Raw genomic sequence first — 22,427 nt, forward strand, 5'->3', positions numbered from 1 at the left:
GTTATTACAATTTTACCCACTATATAATCAGTTAACGCTTAATTCACAGAGCGTTAAGACTTGCGTGGCTATGCTGCGGGCTATTCGATAGATAGAGTATATTGCATAGCCGTTATCGTATTAGGCTGTTACAGTGTTGTTTAGTTTGCAATAATACTTAATCAATTAGAGGGATTAAATCTGACGTTAACAGTGTTAAAAATTTCTGATATACGACTGCATGGATGCAGGAGCATGAGTGATAACAACTAAATAACGAAATTTTTGCCTTGTTATAGATACGATTTTCTTACCTCAAAATAGATCACTCAATTAAGCAAATTGGTATTAAATGATTTCAATTTTTTTGGCAAAAAAAAACCCGCAAAAAATGCGGGTAAACAACAAGTTGAAGGAAGTAATCTTGGGGAACTATATTTTACACAACTAGGTTTTATCCTAAAAATGTAAAACAATGTAATACGATAAAATATCCTATTACTAAGAACTTTGCTTAATGAAGCTATTTCACTCAGTGCCAGCTCGGTATGGGGAGATAATACGCAATATATATTTATTATTCAAACTAGAAAATTTATAATTTCGGATTATAAAAACTAATGCAATGAAATTCCTGGTTGTTTAAAACTTGTTCATTAATGTTTTTTTCTGTTTGTAAGTTAATGAAAATTAGTGATTAAGTTTGAGTTTGCACTGCTTGTCGCTATTAGTTTTACTATTACCTTTAGGTTTTGTTTAAGTTTTTTGAGTGTTTATGCAGTGATTTTGAATAAATGAGGCGTTTTATGGTGTTTTGCTTGTATATTTAAGCATATCTTGAGCGCATCATTAAATAGCGGAAATGACTTTAAATTCTTTTGCTAGATAATTGCGAAATAAAGGTTATTTCAACGTTTTTTGTTGCTTATTCATAGCAATATCGTTGTCAGTTTGAAATGGACTCGATACACTATGTGCAACTTTTGGCTGCACGAGCGGTCATATTTACACAAATCAATCAATTTGACGTATTTTGATACTATTTAGGAGTTTCACGTGGGATCAGGGCTTAATTTTTTGGATTTAATATTAGAAGCCAGTTTGCTTGTTCAACTAGTAATGTTAGGGCTAGTTGCTATGTCTGTAATGTCATGGGCAATTATTTTTCAGCGTAAAAAAGCAATATCAGATGCGTTAGCAAGTGCTAAAAAGTTTGAACAAAAATTTTGGTCTGGTATTGATTTAAGTAAACTATATAACGAAATTTCATCACGTAACGGTCAATCTGAAGGTATTGAAGCTCTATTTACAGCCGGTTTTAAAGAGTTTGCACGACATAAGAAAAACACCTTTCAAAGTGCGAGTATTGTAATGGAAGGTACACACCGCTCTATGCGCGTGGCACTCTCTCGAGAGATAGAGAAAATAGAGTCAAGCTTATCATTTTTAGCGACAGTGGGTTCAATTAGCCCATATATAGGCTTGTTTGGTACTGTATGGGGCATTATGAATGCTTTTATAGCATTAGGTGAAGTTAAACAAGCTACGTTGCAGATGGTAGCACCTGGTATAGCAGAAGCACTTATTGCCACAGCAATGGGTTTGTTTGCGGCAATCCCGGCCGTTATTGCTTACAACCGTTTTTCTAATAAAGTTGAAAAGCTAGAATCTCACTACATTAATTTTATGGAAGAGTTTGCTAATATTTTACACCGTCAAGCAGCTACACAAATAGAGGCCCAAGCGAATGTATCAGCGTAAGAAGCGCCGTCCGGTCGCAGAAATTAATGTAGTTCCTTACATTGATGTAATGTTGGTGCTACTGATTATATTTATGGCAACAGCGCCACTTATTACACATGGTGTTAAAGTCGACTTGCCTAAAATGACGGAGTCAGATTTAGTTGATACTAAAGATGCGCCACCTATTATTGCTTCGATTGACGCACAAGGTAAATATTACGTTAGTGTAGGGACTGATCCAGAGGCTCCGATGGAGGCGCTTGATGTAGCTGCTGTGATTAAGTTACAGCTAATGAAAAACCCTGATGTACCAGTAATGATAAAGGGATCTGGAAAAGTATCATACCAAGAGGTATTGCTCTTAATGGACTTTTTAAAAAGTGCCGGTGTACCGTCAGTTGGATTAATGACAGAATCCTTCGAAGGGACAAAATAACGGTATGAGTAGTTCATTAATTAAATCAGTAGTTTTGCATGTGGCGCTGGGTGGTTTTTTATATGCATCGGCAAACATTCACCCGCCAGCACCAAAGGTTATGGAAGTAACGCTTAATAAAGCTATACCTGATGTTGATAAAGCGGTGTCAGCTGTGACAGTTGACCAAAAAATGGTTGAGCAGAAAATAGCTGAACTCCAAAAGCAAGAAAAAGACAAAAAAAAGGCAGAAGACAAACGCATCCGTGATTTAGAGCGCAGAGCTGCAAATGCGCGCAAACAGCGCGAGTCAGAAACCCGTCATATTAAGAAATTAGAGCAAGAACGTAAGGCTAAGGAAAAAGAAACAGCCGAGGCGCAAGCACAAGCTAAAAAAGCACGCGCAATAGAACAAAAGGAACGTGCTAAAGCAAAACAAGCCGAAAAACAAAAGCAAGAGTCTGAAAGTGCAGCAAAAGCAGCTGCCGATAAGCGTAAAGCTGAGGAAGAAGCACTTAAAAAAGCTGAAGATGAACGTAAAAAGCGTGATGAAGAGGCTAAAGAACGTGCTAAAAAGGCTGAACAACAGCGTCAACAGGCCCTACAAGAACAAATGTTACAAGAACAACTTGCTAAAGAGCAGGCTGTGCGTAGTAAAATACGTCAACAACAGGTCGTGGGTGAAGTTGATAAATATCGCGCTCTAATTATGGCGCGTATTCAGCAGAACTTACTGATCGACGAGAAAATGAAAAATCAGCAGTGCCGAGTAAATATTCGTTTAGGCTTTAATGGTTTAGTAACACAAGTTAAATCATTAGGCGGCGATAAACTAGTCTGTGAGGCTGCACTTAGGGCTGTTCGTATGGCTGACACATTACCGGTATCTAAAGACAAAGACGTATTCGAACAACTTAAGAATATTAATTTAACAATCAAGCCAGAATTTTAAAGGAATGATATGTTCAACAAAGTAAAAATTGCCTGTTTAGTGCTGTTATTTGGTTTTCAGGGCATTGCTAACGCAGCCCTTGAAATTGTAATAACAGAAGGTGTAGATGGTGCAAGACCTATTGCAATTGTGCCGTTTAAATACAATGGTGTTGGTCCAATTCCTGAAAAAATAAGTGATGTTATTGCTGCAGATCTCATGCGTAGTGGTAAGTTTAAGCCTGTAGATGTTATGCAAATGCCGCAACAACCAAACAAAGATGCTGACATTGATTATGCATCTTGGGTTAATAAAGGTGTTGAAGCGATACTTGTTGGCGAGGTTGAGCAACAGACTGATGGACGTTACCTCGTCCGTTATGAGTTAGTCGATGTTATTCGTGGTCAAATCACGGGTGGTGAAACGCAAATGATGAGTAATGGTAAGTTGCTTAAAAGCCAAGATCATATTTTAGAAGCACGAGATAGTGTTATTGGCATAAGTGGTTTCCGTCGTTATTCACATCGTATTAGTGATGTCATTTATGAGAAATTAACGGGTGAGAAAGGTGCTTTTTTAACCAAGATTGCGTACGTAATTGTACGTGATGGTGATGATAAGCCTTATCAGCTTGTTGTATCAGATTATGACGGGTTTAACGAACAGGTGTTACTACGTTCGAAAGAGCCACTAATGTCACCGGCTTGGTCACCTGATGGCACAAAATTAGCGTATGTGACATTTGAGAACCGTCAAAGCCAAATTTATATTCAAGATTTGTATACCGGTAAGCGTGAAGTTATTGCAAGTTATCGCGGTATTAACGGTGCTCCGCAGTTTTCGCCAGATGGTAAAAAGCTTCTTTTAGTGCTTTCTAAAGACAAAACGGGTGCTACAGAAGTTTACTTATTAGACTTGGCAACACGCAAAGAAACACGTCTTACGCGACATCGTAGTATAGATACTGAGCCATCTTGGTATCCAAATGGTCAAGATATAGTGTTTACCTCTGAAAGGGGTGGTAATGCTCAGATTTATAAGTTAAATTTAAAAACTGGTAGGTCACAGCGATTGACCTTTGATGGTGATATGAACCTTGCGGGTTCGATAACACCAGACGGTAAAGAATTAGTGATGGTTAACCGTACCAACGGGCAGTACCATCTTGCTAAGAAAGAGCTTGCTACGGGCGCGTTTCAAGTATTAACGCGAACTCGCCTAGATGAATCACCGAGCATAGCACCAAATGGTTCGATGATTATTTATAGCACGCTTCATAATAATAAACAGGTACTCGCGCTGGTATCAATGGACGGTCGCTTTAAAGCTCGTTTACCTGTGCTTGACGGACAAGTAAAGGCGCCAGCTTGGTCGCCATATTTACAGTAATATTACTGGTTTACTCAAAATAGGAATCTACTTAATGCAACTTAACAAAATACTTAAAGGCCTGCTAATTGCTGTGCCAGTAATGACATTAGCAGCTTGTAGCTCATCTTCGGATATTGATGAAGGTGCTGCAAATCAAACAAATGAAGCTGTTGTTGAGCAATCGACAAATACAGACACAGTTGAAGTGGCTACAATTTCTCCTGAGCAACAAGCAGAAGAGCAACTTCGTCAAAAATACGAAGCACTACGCCAAGAGCAAGTAATCTACTTTGATTTTGATAAAGCGACAGTTGAAGGCAAATACGCTGACTTACTTCGTGCTCATGCTGAATTTTTAGTTCAAAATTCATCAGTTAAAGTACTAATTGAAGGCCACGCAGATGAGCGCGGTACGCCAGAGTACAATATTGCACTAGGTGAGCACCGTGGCCAAGCGGTTGAGAAATACTTACAAAGTTTAGGTGTTTCAGCTAGCCAAATGTCAGTAGTAAGCTACGGTGAAGAGAAGCCAATGGTTAAATCTCGCACTGAATCAGCTTTCGCTAAAAACCGCCGTGCGGTACTCGTTTACTAAGATAAGAGATATTATGAAGCCGAAACTTATTTTGGCAGCCATGATATTGAGCGGGAGCACCCAGTTAATGGCTGCTCCCGCTCCTGTTTCAGAAGCTGCAGGTTCACAATCAAGTATTGAGAAGCGTTTAGCATCATTAGAGAGCATGATGCAGTCGCGTAATTTTTTACAAGTAGAGTTACAGCAACAACTCAATCTATTACAAGATGAAGTAAGTCAAATCCGTGGCGTAACTGAAGAACAAAGCTATAAGCTTGAAAAAGTACTACAGCGTCAACGCGAACTTTATCAAGAAATTGAAAATCGCGTAAGCCAAGCATATGCACAACCTGCTGTAGCGCCTGCAGCTGATTATACGCAACCAAGTGATGCACAGACATACAGTAACGATTTATCTGAAAACGAAGCATACGAGCGTGCTGTAGCGCTTATAATGAAGGATAAGCGTTATGATCAAGCAATTCCTGAGTTTCAAACTTTTTTAACGTCATACCCAAACTCAGTTTATGCATCTAATGCACATTATTGGCTTGGACAATTGCTGACGATTAAAAATACGCCAGTAAAAGCAATAGAGCACTTTAAAGTGGTCGTTAATGAATTTCCTAATTCAAATAAACGACCAGATGCAATGTTAAAGCTAGGAACACTTTTGCAAGAGCAAGGTTTAGCAGAGGAAGCTCTAAAAATTCTGAATGATCTTGTTAATCAGTATCCAAGTACAACTGCTGCAAAATTGGCCACAGAACGCTTATCAAAATAATTGAATCGGCTTGATTAGACTGCTTTTTGTCATAAGCGGTCTAAAATTGGTCAACTAGGCATAAAAACTTAAAAAAAGAGACAATTTCGGTTGCACTCATTTTATAAATAAGTATTATAAGCGCCCGCAGCAAACGAATGGTTACCCCACTCGAAATGCGGCAAAAAGAGCGGGTTATTAGCTCAGTTGGTAGAGCAGTTGACTTTTAATCAATTGGTCGATGGTTCAAATCCATCATAACCCACCATTTTTAAAATGGTCTTTTATCGGCGGATTTACGTAGTATTTAAAGTTGTTAAATTAGAGCGGGTCATTAGCTCAGTTGGTAGAGCAGTTGACTTTTAATCAATTGGTCGATGGTTCAAATCCATCATGACCCACCATTTTATATTTATAAATAATATAATGGTTTAACTTAGACTTTAGTACAGACAATTATATCAGAGCGGGTCATTAGCTCAGTTGGTAGAGCAGTTGACTTTTAATCAATTGGTCGATGGTTCAAATCCATCATGACCCACCATTCTTTATTACATGTAATAAGAGTGGTTCAATCGGCGGATTTACGTAAGCTTATTTATTTTAAATAGGTGCATGAGCGGGTCATTAGCTCAGTTGGTAGAGCAGTTGACTTTTAATCAATTGGTCGATGGTTCAAATCCATCATGACCCACCATTCTTTATTCCTTGTGAATACGGTTTGGTATCAATCGGCGGATTTACGTAAGCTTCATTCATAATTGAATAAGTGCATAGTGCGGGTTATTAGCTCAGTTGGTAGAGCAGTTGACTTTTAATCAATTGGTCGATGGTTCAAATCCATCATAACCCACCATTCTATGAAAATTTATATAAGAGCGGGTCATTAGCTCAGTTGGTAGAGCAGTTGACTTTTAATCAATTGGTCGATGGTTCAAATCCATCATGACCCACCATTCTTTATTCCTTGTGAATACGGTTTGGTATCAATCGGCGGATTTACGTAAGCTTCATTCATAATTGAATAAGTGCATAGTGCGGGTTATTAGCTCAGTTGGTAGAGCAGTTGACTTTTAATCAATTGGTCGATGGTTCAAATCCATCATAACCCACCATTCTATGACAGTTTTAATCGGCGGATTTACGCAGCTTTTTACAAAGCAAATTTATATTAGAGCGGGTCATTAGCTCAGTTGGTAGAGCAGTTGACTTTTAATCAATTGGTCGATGGTTCAAATCCATCATGACCCACCACTCTCTAATACTTTCCTTTATATTCTTTTTTAAATTCCCACTTTATTTTTTATAAACAGCCTCGCTAGTTTGCTGTTATTTGCTTTGATATTCTCGTATAATTCGCCCTAATTAATGCACTGTAGATAAGTGGTCGAGAACATGAGTCTAGCTCAAACTATTATGCCTGAAGGTTATATCTTTCCCCCTAAGCCAGCACCGTTAACACAAGACGAGCAAGGCGAATATAAAGCGCGTATAAAGCAATTACTAAAAGATAAAAATGCAGTACTTGTTGCCCATTATTATACCGATCCTGAAATTCAAGCACTTGCTGAAGAAACCGGCGGCTGCGTTGCCGATTCGCTAGAAATGGCACGTTTTGGCGCACGTCACGATGCAGATATGATTATCGTCGCGGGCGTAAAATTTATGGGCGAAACAGCTAAAATATTAACACCCAATAAAACGGTTGTTATGCCAACGCTTGAAGCAACATGTTCGTTAGATATTGGTTGCCCGATAGACGATTTCTCTGCGTTTTGTGATGAGCACCCAGATCGTAAAGTTGTTGTATATGCAAATACCTCTACTGCGGTCAAAGCGCGTGCCGATTGGATTGTAACGTCATCGTGTGCACTTGAAATTGTAGAGCACCTAGATGAGCAAGGCGAAAAAATCATTTGGGGACCAGATAAGCACCTTGGTAGTTATATTCAAAAAAATACCGGTGCTGATATGCTTATGTGGAATGGTGCATGTATTGTACATGACGAATTTAAAACTAAAGCTTTAAAAGATATGAAGGCGCTACACCCAGATGCAGGCGTATTAGTTCATCCAGAATCGCCAGCAGAGATTGTTGCACTTGCCGATGCTGTAGGATCAACGAGCCAACTCATAAAAGCTGCGCAAACAATGCCCAACAATAAATTTATTGTTGCAACCGATCGCGGTATTTTTTATAAAATGCAGCAACTATGCCCAGATAAAGAGTTTTTCGCGGCTCCAACGGCAGGTGAGGGCGCTTCATGTAAAAGTTGCGCTCATTGCCCTTGGATGGCAATGAATGGCTTAAAAGCGATTGAGGAAGCCCTAATTGACCCGAAAGGCAAAGAAGTATTTGTTGATATGGATTTACGCGAAGGCGCACTTAAGTCACTTAATCGCATGCTTGAATTTACCGCGAGTATGGCTAAGTAACCTGAGCTCTGGCTAGAGAAAATAAATTTAAATATCATCATATTCAATACGTAGTTAATCTCTTAATCAGAGTTCAGGTTAAGTCATTTTAAAGTTTAAATTAAAAACGGTTAAATCTTGAATTTAGCCGTTTTTTATACTTAAACGTAAGTTATTGCTTGATAAGTAAGCACTTGAAGGTTGATATTTAAAAATGCCTTGCACCTTGTGGGCCTATTTCATACTATAGCGTGCCGTTGCATTATACAATTGCAACACTGTGGAGGGATGGCTGAGTGGCTGAAGGCGCACGCCTGGAAAGTGTGTTTAGGTTTATCCCTAACGAGGGTTCGAATCCCTCTCCCTCCACCATTATTCTTAAGGCCCAGTTATTAATTTAACTGGGTTTTTTAATGTAAAGTAAACTCTGCTCAACTATTGGTTAGGCGCGACAAAGTAATTTGGAGTATGTTGTTAATTCAATCTACTTAAACTTGATTTGTTGAGGCATATCAAATGTTTTCCTCTGTATTATTCATATGTAGTGCTTTTATTAATTCTTGTTTTTCAATAGGCTTAGAAATATAGCCATCAAAAAGTTGTTTATACAGTTCTTTTTGTTCAGTAAAAACATTGGCCGTTAGGGCTATAATGACTTGTTTACTATTTATTTTTTTTATTTTTTTACAGGCCTCAAAACCATCCATTTTCGGCATCTGAATATCCATAAGAATAATGTCAGGTAACAACGATTCATATAATGCAATTGCTTCAAGCCCATTATTAGCTATTACAATATTGGCTTTAGTCGGCTCTAACATTGCAGTTGCAACCAGTTGATTAATTTTGTTGTCTTCTGCGATTAAAATTGTTTTGTTTGATAAATCAGGAAATTCTAAATACTTTGTATTTAGATCTATTGCTTTTATATTTGCTTTCTTCAGTGGTAAATAAACACAAAATTGGCTTCCAGAGTTTAATGTGCTGGTCACTTTAATTTCACCTTTCATGAGGCTAATTAACGATTTTGTTATTGGTAAGCCAAGCCCTGTTCCACCATATTCTCTGGTAGTAGACGTTTCTGCTTGCTCAAAGCGTTCAAATAATCGATCAATTGCATTTTGTGATATACCAATGCCTGTATCTGAAACAATGCCGTATATTTTATTATCGTCAGTTAACTTAAACTCAACGGTTACACCACCTTCGTGGGTGAATTTAATGGCATTAGAGATTAAGTTAATGAAAATCTGTCTCAGCCTAACCGGATCACCTATCCAATAGTTGTGATCAATATTAGATATGAAACGTAAGTAAATGCCTTTCTCATTAGCAAAAAGTGCGAGATCCGACTCTAAATGGTTTATCAACTCATTCAGTTCAAAGTGCATGCTTTCTAATGATAATTTACCGGCTTCGATTTTAGAAAAGTCGAGAATATCGTTGATGATGGTTGTTAATGCTCTTGTTGAGTATAATGATTTTTTTAAATATTCTTGTGATTTTTCATTAAGTGGCTGCTCTTGTAGTAGTTGCAAAGTACCCAAAATACCATTCATTGGGGTACGAATTTCGTGACTCATATTTGCTAAAAACTCTGATTTAGCCTTAGAGCTTTGCTCTGCTAATTCTTTTGCTTGTGCAAGTGCTTCTTCATGTTTTATTTGCTGTGTTAAATCAAATGCGATACCTAAAAAACCAACTACTTGACCTCTATTATTGAGCAATGAGGTAATGCTTAAATTAATTTGGATATGCTTACCGTTAGAATCTATGTATGTCCATTGGTTTATATCAGGTTCGGTGGGGGTTGCTTTAACGACAAATACTTCAAAGCCAGGTTTAATAGGTTTGTTTAATTCTTTTGTTAATTGCTGCGCTTTTTTAACTACTTCATCTTCTACATGAAAAATACTCGGGTTTTTAATACCAATAATTTCGCTGGCTTTGTAGCCAAGTAGTTTCTCTGCAGCAGGATTAAATTCAGTAATTAGGCCGTCTTTGTCTGTAGCAATAATAGAGTAACTCGCACTGTCTAAAATACTGCGTTGTAAAGTACTTATATCGGCTATTTGTTGGGTGCGTAACTTTACTTCAATTTCTAGTTTTGAATTTGCTTGTTCAAGTATTTGTTCGTGCTTTTTAGCGGCTTCTACTTTGAGTTTTATTCTTTGTGCCCTGCGATAAAAAAATAGCTGTAGAGCGAATATAAAAAACATTAAGAAGACGGTTAAAAAGACTCCATCAACGAGTGCTTGATATTTATTAGCTAAATGGAGGTTGGCGATAAAAGATTGAGAACCATACAGTGTTACTTTCCAGCTTCGTCCCATAATATTGATAGTATTAGAAGTTTGAAACGCGGTGTTATTATTCTTATTACCGTAATTAAAAAAGGTAAATTCAGTACTGTTATTTAAATCACTGATGCTTAAACTATTTTCGTCTACTTGAGAAAGTGACTCTAAAATATTGTTAATTAATAAAGGGGCATAAGCCCAACCTACCAATTTGTCTAGGCGATGTTGTGTATTTTTTGGCACGATATTTTTTTGATATACAGGGAGTAAAATCAAAAAACCTTGCTGTGGTTTTTTGTCAGCCTGTACTAAGGTAATTGGCGCCGATAATTGGGTTCTATTGTTTATTGCTGAGTTGAGTGCTGCTTGTCGGCGTATGTTCTCAGAGCCAATATCAAGACCAAGTGCTTTTGAATTATTTTTTTCAGGAAAAATATACTGAATAATAAAATGCTCATCGTTGTCGTCTTTGAGTGACTTTAAACTAAAGGTATTATCGGGCCGCTCGTTTTTAGCGTGTTCTAAAAATTGAGCTAAATGCGCTGGTGATACTCTTTTAATAAAACCGATACCATCTGCACCAGGGAATTCTAAAGTATAATTTCGGCTATTTGAGTAGTTTTGCATCGCTTGATAATTTAAATTATCAATGCCAATACCGTGTATAAATCCTTTTAAGCCGAATAGCCCATATTGATATAAATTAACCCTATTGATGATACCTGTGGATAATGAGGAAAGTCGGTTGTTTAGAGCCGTTGAAATAACAGCATTACGTTCGCGTTGATATTGAATATGCTGAGAATAAGTGAAAGTAGCACCTATAATGAGGATAATAATTTGGATGATTACTTGTAGTAAAAGCCCATTATTAATCCTGCTTTTTGCAAGCATTCATTCGTCCTTTTATATGTACTTATATAAGCGTTTAGTATCTTATGCTCGGACTAAATATAGCACTTATTTTGAATGTTACAACTTAGGCTTTTTTTGTAATTTATATAATGGACAATACCTTATAGAGTTGTATCGACTTGAATTCGAGGTAATATGTTAATCTTAAGTTGTTACTTATTGTGTTATTTGAGCTGGACTTATGTGTAATAGGAAATAACTAAAAATGTAGTTTTATATTAAAGACCTAGATTCAAATTGTAAGTGCATAACTTGTTTTGACTAGATTAAGTGGTCAGTTGCTCATAAGCTAACTGCTTTTTCTCCGGCAAGAGATTTTACAATGAGACATTACAAACAACTGACCTATGAGCAAAGATGCCAGATCGCTGTTCTAAAGAAAAGCGGTTTTACGCAACAAAGTATTGCTGAGCTAACTAATTTATCGCAATCTACGATTTCAAGAGAGCTTGCTAGAAATACAGGCAAGCGAGGTTACAGATACAAACAAGCTCATGAGCGGGCTTTGTCTCGCCGAAGAAGTGCAAGAAAACCACTTAAGATGACACTTGAAATGATGGCTTTAATTACCCAGAAGCTTAATGAGAAGTGGAGTCCTGAACAAATAACGGGATGGTTGCGCAAGGAAAATAAACAATCTGTCAGTCATGAATGCATTTATCTATATATCTGGGAAGATAAAAAAGCAGGTGGTGAGTTATACCTACATCTGCGCCGACACGGTAAGAAATATCACAAGCGCAGTCATGGTAAGACAAACCGAGGGCAAATAAAAAATCGCGTTAGCATTGAAGAACGTCCACAAATAGTTGATGAGAAAGGCCGTATCGGAGATTGGGAAATAGATACCGTCATAGGTAAAGGTCATCGAGGCGCCCTTGTTACCATTGTAGAGCGGGTCACCCAATTCACTGTATCAACTCAGGTGGCAGGCAAAACAGCACAAGCCGTCACTGCGGCGACGATAGAACTATTAAGACCATATAGGTCAGCGCTTCATACCATCACGGCTGACAATGGAAAAGAGTTCGCTTATCATGAGCAAATCACAAAGGCATTAAGTGTTCCTGTTTATTTTGCTCATCCTTATCACTCATGGGAGCGCGGATTGAATGAAAACACGAATGGATTACTACGCCAGTATTGGCCGAAGAGCACAGATTTTAAGGCGGTAACACCAGCGCAAGTTATACCAGTACTTGAGCAACTTAATAATCGTCCGAGAAAGACACTTGGATTTGAAACGCCTGCAAAATTGATGCAAGATCATTTGGCGGCTAAAGCCGCCTAAACGTTATGCACTTCAGATTTGAATCCGCGAGATATAAAAATGAAAGCCCCATAGAATCAACATAAAGGGCTTTTTACTTGGGAAGGTTACTGAATTGTTAGTTCATCTATCGTAATAGTTGCCTCACTCTCTGTACGGATAGTTATAAAAGAGGTTGGTGTGGCAACAAAACCATCAACAGTATAGGTTTGCCCAAGTACTAGCTCTTCCAGCTTTATAGAGTAAAACTTAGAACTACCGTTATGTATTGAATTAGCACTTCCTGAGGTATTGTTGTCTACGTATATCTGAAAGCTTTTAGCTGTATTACCGCTTACAGCATCCACCTTGAACGTTACTTGGTAGTTATTTGATAGGTCTAATAATCCGCTTGTTTGCGTATCGTCACCCGTGGTGTTAATGGTCGGTGTTGTATTTGCAATACTAATACGTGTACCTGTCATGGTTAGTTTTCCGTTACTTACCTGAACACTGCCTGTAACACGGTGAAATAGGGGGGTGTTGCTCCCTGCAAGGCCTGATAAGTCACGGTAACGATTACTGAAAAATTCATCAGCGTTGTTTGCAGAAAAATTTTCAGTAAATGGTAGTCCTAACGGCTCTTGAATCGGCGGCTCTGTAGGCTCTTCAATCGCTGGGATATCTAAATCACTTTGATCTATTTTACCAATACCTGCATGCGCAATAACATGATTTTTAATAGCCATAACAGGGGTTAGTGTGTACTCATAAGGCACTTGGTAGCTACTTGTTGGTGTAATTCCATTTTCGGTTACTTCACCCGCTACGTCACCGTCTGGTACTTCACCCCAGGTAACGGTATCACTGAGGTAGTTACCCGATGTATTCCAATAGCCAATAGTATCTGAATAAAACGAGATCACTGGGTTTTTGGTGTTTTCAAAGTAGTTACCTTCTACTTGAAGCTCCGCCCCCATACGTGAATTTATGGCACTAGAGGTAATGTTGTTGTAGTAGTTATTAAATACATGGCCGCGACCGAATCTAAATAAGGGTACTCGCGATACAATATTTTCAAATCGGTTATGGTGAAAAGTAATAAAGCGATTTTTGTTGGTACTGGTGTCATCATCACTATGACCGTGTAATGAGGTTTTCCAGCTATCGTGTAAGTAGTTATAAGAAATTGTGATGTTTTGCGCGCCAGATTTAGAATCAATTAGGCCATCATAAAAATTTTGATCTGAGTCTAGCGATGAATATAACTCATTGTGGTCAATCCAGATATTAGAGGTACTTCCGTTTTCATCACCTTCAATTGAAATACCATCCTTACCACCGGTAAGCACTTGATTAATTTTTAAATTTTGAATTATGATATTATTCGCTCTGCGAATTTCGATGCCAATACCATCCAAATGACCACGATCTGCTACGCCCACAATAGACACATTATCCATATCTTTTATCTGAATTGATAAGCCATCACCGCCACTGTTCGCATCAGTAATAACACCATCAACATAAATGATAATAGGTGTACTGGTTGCTTTTGCTTCACTTAATGCTGCTTTTAATGATGAGCCATTATCTACAGTTACCACAGTGCCATTAGTACCACCGGTCACATCAAAGTTATAACCAGCAAATCCTAAATTCACGTTAACAGATATTACTTTTACAGGTTCGTCAGGTAACACTGGCACTGGTAAAGGGGTTGGGGTCCACCCTGCGCCATCGCCATAACTTGCAAAAATACTATCACGTTCAAGCAGTTGAGCTACTTCACTTGTTTGTAAAATATAACCACCATTACGGGTGCTTAAATCTAGTGCGTTACCTTGCATATCCATGCTGCCGTATTCACGCCAGCCGCTTGTTGCTGAAGGTGCTTCTGGATTTGGAGCTGGTTGATTTTCAACACCTTGAACAGCCCAGCCAACAGTTGCAATGTGGGTATCAAACTTGTTATTGATAAGGGTTACATTATCAAAGTATGAAGAGCTACCACTACTGCGGGCAAGATATGTTGAATTGTCTAGTACGCCATTACCAATAGGGCCAGGACCATTGGTAAACTCATTGTTTAAGAAAATAAAGCCAGGATCGGTTTCTACCGGTACACGCGCTTGTAAAACGTAGCCACCTTTGGTGTCTTGGGTTGGATCACCATTTTTAGAATCACCTAGGGTACGTATTTCGCTATCTTCAAATAACGAAGTAACTGGGTATCCCCATATGAAGTCTACGTTACCGGCAACTAGCGTGTTGTAAAACCAAGTATAGCCTTTTAGTAGTAGGGTATCTTGCTCACTAATAAAGTTTGCGTTGTTGGCAACCAAACGATATTGGCTATTGAAATAAATAGTTTCAGCTTGATTTGATACGCTGTTACTACGAATGTGCGTGTTTTTTAACGTTAGATTGTTAATAACCAGCATATCTGTGCCTTCAACCAAAAATACACTACGGCCGCCGTTTGGAGTACCACCGCCAAGTGCCGCGCTACCACCTGAACCGCTATTAAGTGTTTCGTAGTTTTCGTACTGAATAATAGTGTTGTTTTGGCTTTCACCTTGTAGCGTTATATTATTTTTATTGCGCAGAAATAGCAGCTCATTGTAAGTCCCGTCTTTTATTGAAACCGTTGTTTGCTCATCTTTATCAAGATGCTGCATTGCAAAATTAAGTGCGCCTTGCACGGTTCTAAAGTCAGCAACGTCATTATCGTCAACGAGTAGCTCATTTCCTGCAGGGGTATTTACTTTGGTTGTAAATGTCCACTGACTGTTATTGCCAAGTCCAGCGAAATCCATGTCATTTAATTTAGCACCAGTAACAACGTCGTCACCGATAACTACACGATAAGTTTGGCCGTACTCAAGCACACTATTGCGAGGCTTAATGATTAATGTATTGTCCACTAAGCTAATAGGGAAGTAATTTACAGCACGTATGCGATCTTGCCCAGGGTAACCAATTACATCGATGTTTTTACCTACTTTTAGGGTATCAACTAAAGTGTCATCACTTTGTTTATAAATCCTAACTTCGCCAAGACTACCTAAGGTTGGTGTTACACCGGTAGTATCAAAATCAATTGAAATTAACGTATCAACAAATTGATTATTTGCTGATTTTTCAGGCATTAGCTTACCGCTTAGGTCACCATAATCGGTGCTTGGCATCACAAAGCCTTCGACAACATTTACTTCAATCGTTCTGATTATTGTTTCATCAGAACCTGATACAAACTTAATCGTTGCTTCACCAGCACTGAGCGGGCTTAACGTAACTACATCGCCTGAGATATCAGCAGACACTACGTCTTTATTACTCGATGTAACGCTGAAGGTATCGGGTGTAACACCATCGTTTTTAATTGCTGTCACATTAATTATGAGCGGATCAGTGGTTGTACTGGCATCCCATGCAGGATCTTTATAATCAAGGGTTAATTGAATTGGCTTAATACTTGGATCGCCGACTTTAACGTTATCAAGTTCAAATGAGCGGTTGTTAGTAAACAAACCAATTAGGCCACGAGCGCTATACGTGCTGTCGCTAATTGTGCCCATTTTTTCACCATTCAGATATGCAGTAAGTTCTGAGTCTATCATTTCAAAGCGGGTGGTATACCAAACGCCATCAGTTGTACCGCCTTTTTCACCTAATAAGATAGGAGACTTAGCTTGTACAGGTCGAGAAATAGAACCGTCAACAGTCACAGCCACTTCTACTTGTGTGCTACTTGTCGAGTTTTGTACATTTAAGCCACCAGCAAGCCAGTTGCCTTCACTTTCATAACGAGCCATTAAGTAGAGCTGTTTGCTCGCTGTTGTACTGTTTTGACGTGGTCGAATATCAGCTTCAAAAAAGTAGTTACCGGTATCTGGCACATTTTGTAATGCGTCTTCAGTGGCTAAAATGAGCTCACCACCAACACCACCGGCGGTGTAACGCATAACGTTGTTACCACTTAAATCTAAAATATCAAATTCACCCACGGCGCCCGCTGTGTTATCTGGTTTTGCAATAATTTTCCAGTTGGATAAATCGCCTGCTGAAAAGTCATCACAAAAATACAGCTCAGGAGAGCTATTACATTTAAACACGCTCGGATCGTCTAAGTATTCGATACGTAGATTTTTAATAACAACCGTCCCGCCATTTTCAGTACGCAGCTGTAAAAATGAAGTTGCTGTTGCAACTTTACCTTCAACAACTAGCGTAGTGTCAGGTACTAAGGTGTTAATTAATTCATTGTAAAATTTTGAGCTAGAGCCATGAATTGACTTTGAGCTGCTAGAGGTATTGTTATCCACGTAAATTTGGAAGTTATTATCACCATCAGGATCGCTCACACTCACGATATCTATCAAAATTTGATAGGGGCGCGATAAATCAAAGCTACCAGTTGTACTTTGATCTGTTTCGGTCGTCTCTACATTTGGCGTTGTATTACCCATTGTAAAGCGGCCACTATTAATTTCTAAACCGGTATCAATAACAGAAACCGATCCACCTGTCTTTTTAAACATAGGGACGATAGAGCCGTCAGCTGCTGTAATCGCGGAAAAATCAGTTGAAAATAAATCACCTGTTACCGTTGTAAAATCAGTAACAAATGGGAATGGCGTTGTCGTGTCTCCCCCTGTTGGTGGTGTGGTTGGATCAGTAGGCTCTTCAATTTCAGGTACATCTGTGGCAACCGTAATTAACTCTAAATTATCTAACGTAATTGATGCCGCGCTATCAGTTCGAATCTGTAAAAATGAGTTTTTAATCTCTGCATTTAATACGCCTTGCGCGCTTTCGCTGTCCAGATCAGGGCCTGTTACTACGTCTTCACCTGGTTTATAGGTATATGTAAAGCGTTGACCTTGAGGTAAATTTTCAGCTGTAATAGCTTTTGAATAAAATTTAGATGCTTTGCCATGTACTGAGTTGTCTTGGCCAGTCGTATTATTGTCAACATACAATGACAGAGTACCCGCATCATTATGGGCAATAACATCAAAGCTAATTGTAAAGCCTTCACTTAAGTTATAAATACCTTTACCCAATGTGTCACTTGGGCTTGTTTCTTTGCCTGGCAGTGTGTTACCAATACTAAAGCGGTCGCCTTCAAGCACTATATTGCCATTTTCAGCATCAAGTTCTAAGCTACCACCGGTTTTGAAGTAAAGAGCAGCACTGCCAATCTCATCACTTACGCTTTTATAGGTAGACTTAAAGAAGTCTTCAGTGGTGGTGTTAAAATCTTCAATAAGTGCTTTGCTGTTCTGTTCTGCTAAATTGTTGAGGTTTTCAAGCTCAATGGCAGCTTGCTCTTCACTAAATACGATAACGTTATTTTTAGCATCGTCGTTACTATCGCATTTTGCAATCATGTCGCTAAGCGATGCGTCATCAGATTGGTGGCACAAACTATACACACTATCAACCGTATTAAATGAACGTGAAATTAGGTATTGTGTATTTGACTCACCATTAACAGCAGTTGTAAAAGCGAGTACGCGATCACCAAATATAAATTTATAATTGCCGTTGCCAATAATTTCACCATCAGCTGTTCTAGTAAATGTGCCCGTGGAGTTAGTATCATCAGCGGGGCTAAAATTAAGTATTTCAATACCGGCAGTACTGCCTTTTACCAAAGGGTTGTATACATCACCGGTAAATAGTGACAAGTTAAATGCATTAGGCTGTGTACTGTTGTATTGCTTATACACAAAATCAACAAAATGTAATATAGCCTGATCAGCATCAATGAGTTCCGTTGTTGGTGTGCCTGCATTTGCTAGCCAAACGTTTACATCTGCCGCAAATTCATCTTCACTACGACTAAAATAATCGGTAATTGTTTGGCCTTCTGATAAGTTGATCGTTGCTGCATCGGCTGCTGTGGCACTAATGGTAATACCGTTACTCACATCGCCATCACTATCAAGTGATTGAAATAATCGTAAGCTGTTTACAACAGCAGGATGAAATACAGTATCGGTTGAAAATAAATTTAAAGGTGACAAGATATTACTTGCCGCAATAGATGGAAACGCAATATCTCCTATTGCAAACGTAATCGCTTCGCCGCGAAAATAGTTAAATTGACCGTTGGCATCGGTTACACCATCAGGTACTGATAAACTTGTGTAACTTAAGCCTGCAACAGGGCTATCTACAAAGGTTCCTTGAATAGCAGGGGCGGGTGCTTCTTTAACGTTAATTGAACTTTCTTCCTGGCATCCCGTTAATATTGTACTGAGTAATAATGTGGTGATTACACTTATTTTTGTTTTCATACATCCCTCCAAGGATGAACTTTTTAGCGTCTGTGTTGGCAGTGTGTGATGCACACGTAGAGTGTGCTAATTTTTAGTTTTGTGTATTTAATCTGTACTCTGGTTAAGAGATTTATTATTTAGAGTTCAGATTATTTAGTAGAATTTATAGTTCATACCAAGTTGAAAGGTTCGTCCATAGTTCTCACGCTGATACAGGACAGCACCACCAGATAGCTCATTACCTGCAAAATAGCGAAGATCAGATTGATCGGTTATGTTAATTGCATCAAAGTAAGCGCTTAGGTTTTTGCTAAAGTCATACTTGAGTTTAAAATCTACGGTAGTAATTGCGTCTTGATATATATCCGCCCATTTTTTACATTCGTGGGGATCAGATATATTTGCAGAAGCAGGGCAAGCGCCAACTTCTTCAAGGATTTTTGAACGGTAATTACTGATTAAACGAAGTGACAAATCGTCATCTTCCCAACCGAAAGAGATGTTAGCAGTAATATCTGCTTGTCCAGGTAGTGGCATTTTATCTACACGTATAGTATCGTCTAGCGTTGCTTCACTGCTTACTACCGTCATATTACTTTGCCAAAACAAACCATTTTCAAAAAATTGATTAAAGCTCAATTCCATACCATAAACATTGGCAGTGTCACCATTGAGTGTGATATCTACTTGATTTAGTTGTAAGTCTTGTAAAATTGCAAACTCAGAAACTTGATTAACGGGCAATGTTAAAGGCAATTCATCCAAGCGCATTTGAATACCTGAAACATCAACGATAAAATTATCAATATCCTTATAAAAAACAGCAAGTTCCATAAAGAGTTCTTTTGAAGGATACCAACCAATTGATGCATCGAAGTTAGTTGAGCTCATTGCAACTAAGTTTGGATTACCTACTTGTAATGCGTTATCAGGGCCTAAAACATAGTTTTGTAAATCAAGTGCGCTTTGGCCATCCTGCGAGTTAAAACAGTCATCGGTGGCTGGATCACACAAGCTAATGTCATTATCAAATTTCGCATAACCACGTGCTTGTTTAAACGAAGGTCGGGTATAACTAGTCCAAAGTGATGAACGTACTAATACCGTATCAGATGGCTCATACCGTATATGCATACTCGGAAAATATTCACTGTAAGTGATACTACTTTCGGGAAGGGGGACAGCTAGATCGAGTGTGTTTATACCATCGAACTTCCAATCATCATTCTCAAGTGACATAAAACCAGTGGATGAGAATTCAGTGTGCGCATAGCGTACCCCAGTGATTACTTTTAAGTTATCCGCTAGACGTAGCTCAGTCATTACGTAGGCGGCATAAGTATCTTCGTTTAATGTATAATCTTCTTTAGTACTATCAATTGACGTTTCACCACCGGTGGCACTTTCGCGCGTAATTGATGTTGCATCAACCATGTATTCCATTTGCGAGCGAGATACAAACGGATAAGAGAAATCACTATTATTAGGTATTGCGTAGTCATAGTTAGTTATATTAGAGTTCGCAACAGTAATACAAGTTTCATCCCCATTGCAGTCACTATCATCAATGCTATAACTCCAGCGATCTTTGTTGTTATAGTGCTCTCGTTCATTATAGGTACCACCAAACTTGATATAATTTATATACTCCGAGTCAAACTGTTTGGTTAAATCTAATTTTAAGCTACTAATTTCGTCAGTACGAGTGCTGTCCTCCATAAACAAGTTATCGTATTCCATGTTGGAAAGATCGCTTAAATCTCCATCAGCTTCACCGTTGAATACATCGCCTTCGTTACTTAATGCAAACCCGCCTAACTCAGCGGCTTCTGCGGGAGTAAGTACACGTGCCACAATACTGTTTTTAGACGCTTTGCCGTAGACAATATTTTCTCTTTCACGAAATTGCACACGACGGTCACCTACAGACTCATCATCTGTTTTTGAATATGCATACTCATAATTTATTTTCCAGTCATCACCTACGTAATTTTCACCCCCAATACTCATATTAATAGTGGTTTTTTCGCCTTCTTGAACAAAATATTGGTTCATTACATCAATGTCAGACAGTGCAAATTCTTTAGTTTCTGAATTTACATAAATAACTTCGTCATCTTGGTCGCCATTATAAAAATTATAGAATTCACGTAGTGCTATATCTTCATCTGTATAGTTTGAGTAATTGGCACGTAAATAGTAGAAACCAGAGTCTGTTGGTTTAAATTCGATATTAACCGTTGCGGTAGTTCTTTCCCTATTTGCTATTTCACGGCGGTTTTCTAATTGCGCAGGAGCTAAAATTTCAGGTGCGCTTTCAATGTCTTCCGCAGTTAGGCCTATTCCACCTTTTAAAAAATTTAAATCACGGGTACTGTGATGCCTATTTTCATCCACTTGTGTTTTACGATCTTCGTAAGATAAGGCAAACCCAATACCAATGGTGTCATCAAGAAACAATTGAGTCCCATCAATACTAAATTTAGGAGAGTGTTTTTCGCGCAGCTCATTGTAAGCGTCTTGAATTTTTATTTTTAGGGTATTCTCACCTCGATCATAAGCAGAGATCGATTTAACATTTACAGCACCACCAATTGAATTTAGGTTCATGTCAGGAGTCAGTGTTTTAAAAACTTCAATGGAACCAAGAGAATCACTCGTTATACCGTCCAAACCTACTTTTCGGTCATCTCCTGCGCCAGATAACTCAGCACCGTTCATATTTATTGCTACAAACTTAGGTCCTAAACCACGAACAGCTACGTATTTCCCTTCTCCTTCACTTCTTTCCAGTGTTACACCTGGCATTCTTCTTAATGACTCTGCTACATTTTGATCAACAAAGTTGCCCATGTCATCAGTTGCAATAACTGAACTAAATGCATTACTGTCTCGCTCAAGTGCACGTGCTTTTAAATCAGCTTGGTAAATACCGGTAACACTAATAATTTCAATATCATCTTCTGGTGTTTGAGGTTTACCTTCTTGTTTCGATAATGCACTAGAGATCGGCTTTTCTTTATTGTTAAGCTCATCAGCGGTTGAAGAGCTTTGCCCATAAGAGGGAAGGGCTAATAATAATGCAGCTGCTATTGTGCTGAGTCTCATGCTTTTCATGATTTTTCCTTTATATAAGAGCGTTGTGTGTAACAAAAATGATACTTAGATGTCTATTGCCACCGGTGGCATTTGTGTTTTATGACGTTAACACTTCATTAATAAATATGTCAATCGTTTAATATTCGGGCAGTTGATTTGTGACTACGTAGTTGAATATAGTTATAAAGTATTATTTGAAGTTTTAGTATGTGTTATTTAAGGCGCTGTAATCGTGGTTTGTTCATACTTTTAGATGTGTTCTAATTAAAAAAGAAAATAAATCAGCTTGGGTCGTTAATCTACTTATTTAAAAATTTATTATAAATACGAAAAGAGTATAAGGTTTTGTGCTAATAAACTTTTTATAGTTAAAAAAAGCGACT

Annotated in this window: 11 protein-coding genes and 9 tRNA genes; 17 read left to right on the forward strand and 3 right to left on the reverse strand. The window is 38.3% G+C overall.

Annotated elements, in window-relative coordinates; genetic code table 11:
• Positions 1-1,035 precede the first annotated feature (1,035 nt).
• From tolQ to D172_RS06720, 16 genes are all read left to right on the forward strand, one after another.
• Positions 1,036-1,740 carry a protein TolQ gene (tolQ, locus tag D172_RS06645; protein ID WP_007378886.1) on the forward strand — a complete coding sequence of 235 codons (705 nt, stop codon included), beginning with the start codon at positions 1,036-1,038 and terminating at the stop codon, positions 1,738-1,740.
• The gene (gene tolR, locus D172_RS06650) at positions 1,727-2,158 is read left to right on the forward strand and encodes a protein TolR (RefSeq protein ID WP_007378885.1); all 432 of its coding nucleotides are present in this window, start codon (positions 1,727-1,729) and stop codon (positions 2,156-2,158) included. Before tolQ ends, tolR begins: the two co-directional genes overlap by 14 nt.
• A 4-nt stretch (positions 2,159-2,162) precedes the next feature.
• A complete protein-coding gene (tolA, locus tag D172_RS06655; RefSeq protein ID WP_007378884.1) occupies positions 2,163-3,089 on the forward strand; it encodes a cell envelope integrity protein TolA in 927 nt (308 codons plus the stop codon).
• 9 nt (positions 3,090-3,098) lie between these two features.
• Positions 3,099-4,457 (forward strand): Tol-Pal system beta propeller repeat protein TolB, encoded by a 1,359-nt coding sequence (tolB, locus tag D172_RS06660; RefSeq protein ID WP_007378883.1) that lies wholly within the window; start codon positions 3,099-3,101, stop codon positions 4,455-4,457.
• 34 nt (positions 4,458-4,491) lie between these two features.
• Positions 4,492-5,034, forward strand: coding sequence for a peptidoglycan-associated lipoprotein Pal (pal, locus tag D172_RS06665; RefSeq protein WP_007378882.1), 543 nt, complete (start codon positions 4,492-4,494; stop codon positions 5,032-5,034).
• A gap of 13 nt (positions 5,035-5,047) precedes the next feature.
• A complete protein-coding gene (ybgF, locus tag D172_RS06670; RefSeq protein WP_033023873.1) occupies positions 5,048-5,797 on the forward strand; it encodes a tol-pal system protein YbgF in 750 nt (249 codons plus the stop codon).
• Between the two features lie 171 nt (positions 5,798-5,968).
• Positions 5,969-6,044, forward strand: a tRNA-Lys gene (locus D172_RS06675).
• A 60-nt stretch (positions 6,045-6,104) separates the two neighbouring features.
• A tRNA-Lys gene (locus D172_RS06680) sits at positions 6,105-6,180 on the forward strand.
• 64 nt (positions 6,181-6,244) lie between these two features.
• Positions 6,245-6,320, forward strand: a tRNA-Lys gene (locus D172_RS06685).
• A 77-nt stretch (positions 6,321-6,397) separates the two neighbouring features.
• Positions 6,398-6,473, forward strand: a tRNA-Lys gene (locus D172_RS06690).
• A gap of 83 nt (positions 6,474-6,556) precedes the next feature.
• A tRNA-Lys gene (locus D172_RS06695) sits at positions 6,557-6,632 on the forward strand.
• A 24-nt stretch (positions 6,633-6,656) separates the two neighbouring features.
• Positions 6,657-6,732, forward strand: a tRNA-Lys gene (locus tag D172_RS06700).
• An 83-nt stretch (positions 6,733-6,815) separates the two neighbouring features.
• Positions 6,816-6,891, forward strand: a tRNA-Lys gene (locus tag D172_RS06705).
• Between the two features lie 63 nt (positions 6,892-6,954).
• Positions 6,955-7,030: transfer RNA gene (locus D172_RS06710), tRNA-Lys, on the forward strand.
• Between the two features lie 141 nt (positions 7,031-7,171).
• Entirely contained in the window at positions 7,172-8,212 is a 1,041-nt protein-coding gene (gene nadA, locus D172_RS06715) for a quinolinate synthase NadA (RefSeq protein WP_007379081.1), read from the forward strand.
• 261 nt (positions 8,213-8,473) lie between these two features.
• A tRNA-Ser gene (locus tag D172_RS06720) sits at positions 8,474-8,563 on the forward strand.
• A 140-nt stretch (positions 8,564-8,703) separates the two neighbouring features.
• Here D172_RS06720 and D172_RS06725 read toward each other — a convergent pair.
• Entirely contained in the window at positions 8,704-11,385 is a 2,682-nt protein-coding gene (locus tag D172_RS06725) for a CHASE domain-containing protein (protein ID WP_007379082.1), read from the reverse strand.
• Between the two features lie 343 nt (positions 11,386-11,728).
• Between D172_RS06725 and D172_RS06730 the strand changes: the two genes are divergently transcribed.
• Positions 11,729-12,697, forward strand: coding sequence for an IS30 family transposase (locus D172_RS06730; RefSeq protein ID WP_007377509.1), 969 nt, complete (start codon positions 11,729-11,731; stop codon positions 12,695-12,697).
• 86 nt (positions 12,698-12,783) lie between these two features.
• On the opposite strand, the gene D172_RS06735 is transcribed toward D172_RS06730, so the two are convergent.
• Both D172_RS06735 and D172_RS06740 read right to left on the reverse strand, forming a co-directional pair.
• Positions 12,784-18,963 carry a pectinesterase family protein gene (locus D172_RS06735; protein WP_007375322.1) on the reverse strand — a complete coding sequence of 2,060 codons (6,180 nt, stop codon included), beginning with the start codon at positions 18,961-18,963 and terminating at the stop codon, positions 12,784-12,786.
• A gap of 135 nt (positions 18,964-19,098) precedes the next feature.
• A complete protein-coding gene (locus D172_RS06740; RefSeq protein WP_007375321.1) occupies positions 19,099-22,062 on the reverse strand; it encodes a TonB-dependent receptor in 2,964 nt (987 codons plus the stop codon).
• Between the last annotated feature and the right edge of the window lie 365 nt (positions 22,063-22,427).

It is taken from the genome of Pseudoalteromonas sp. Bsw20308 (assembly GCF_000310105.2).
GTDB classification, from domain to species: domain Bacteria; phylum Pseudomonadota; class Gammaproteobacteria; order Enterobacterales; family Alteromonadaceae; genus Pseudoalteromonas; species Pseudoalteromonas fuliginea.

Excerpts from the sequence above, each read along its gene's own strand:
- ybgF (WP_033023873.1), top strand. The coding sequence starts at position 5,048 with ATGAAGCCGAAACTTATTTTGGCAGCCATGATATTGAGCGGGAGCACC.
- D172_RS06730 (WP_007377509.1), top strand. The coding sequence starts at position 11,729 with ATGAGACATTACAAACAACTGACCTATGAGCAAAGATGCCAGATCGCT.
- tolA (WP_007378884.1), top strand. The coding sequence starts at position 2,163 with ATGAGTAGTTCATTAATTAAATCAGTAGTTTTGCATGTGGCGCTGGGT.
- pal (WP_007378882.1), top strand. The coding sequence starts at position 4,492 with ATGCAACTTAACAAAATACTTAAAGGCCTGCTAATTGCTGTGCCAGTA.
- tolB (WP_007378883.1), top strand. The coding sequence starts at position 3,099 with ATGTTCAACAAAGTAAAAATTGCCTGTTTAGTGCTGTTATTTGGTTTT.
- nadA (WP_007379081.1), top strand. The coding sequence starts at position 7,172 with ATGAGTCTAGCTCAAACTATTATGCCTGAAGGTTATATCTTTCCCCCT.
- D172_RS06740 (WP_007375321.1), bottom strand. The coding sequence starts at position 22,062 with ATGAAAAGCATGAGACTCAGCACAATAGCAGCTGCATTATTATTAGCC.
- D172_RS06725 (WP_007379082.1), bottom strand. The coding sequence starts at position 11,385 with ATGCTTGCAAAAAGCAGGATTAATAATGGGCTTTTACTACAAGTAATC.
- tolR (WP_007378885.1), top strand. The coding sequence starts at position 1,727 with ATGTATCAGCGTAAGAAGCGCCGTCCGGTCGCAGAAATTAATGTAGTT.
- D172_RS06735 (WP_007375322.1), bottom strand. The coding sequence starts at position 18,963 with ATGAAAACAAAAATAAGTGTAATCACCACATTATTACTCAGTACAATA.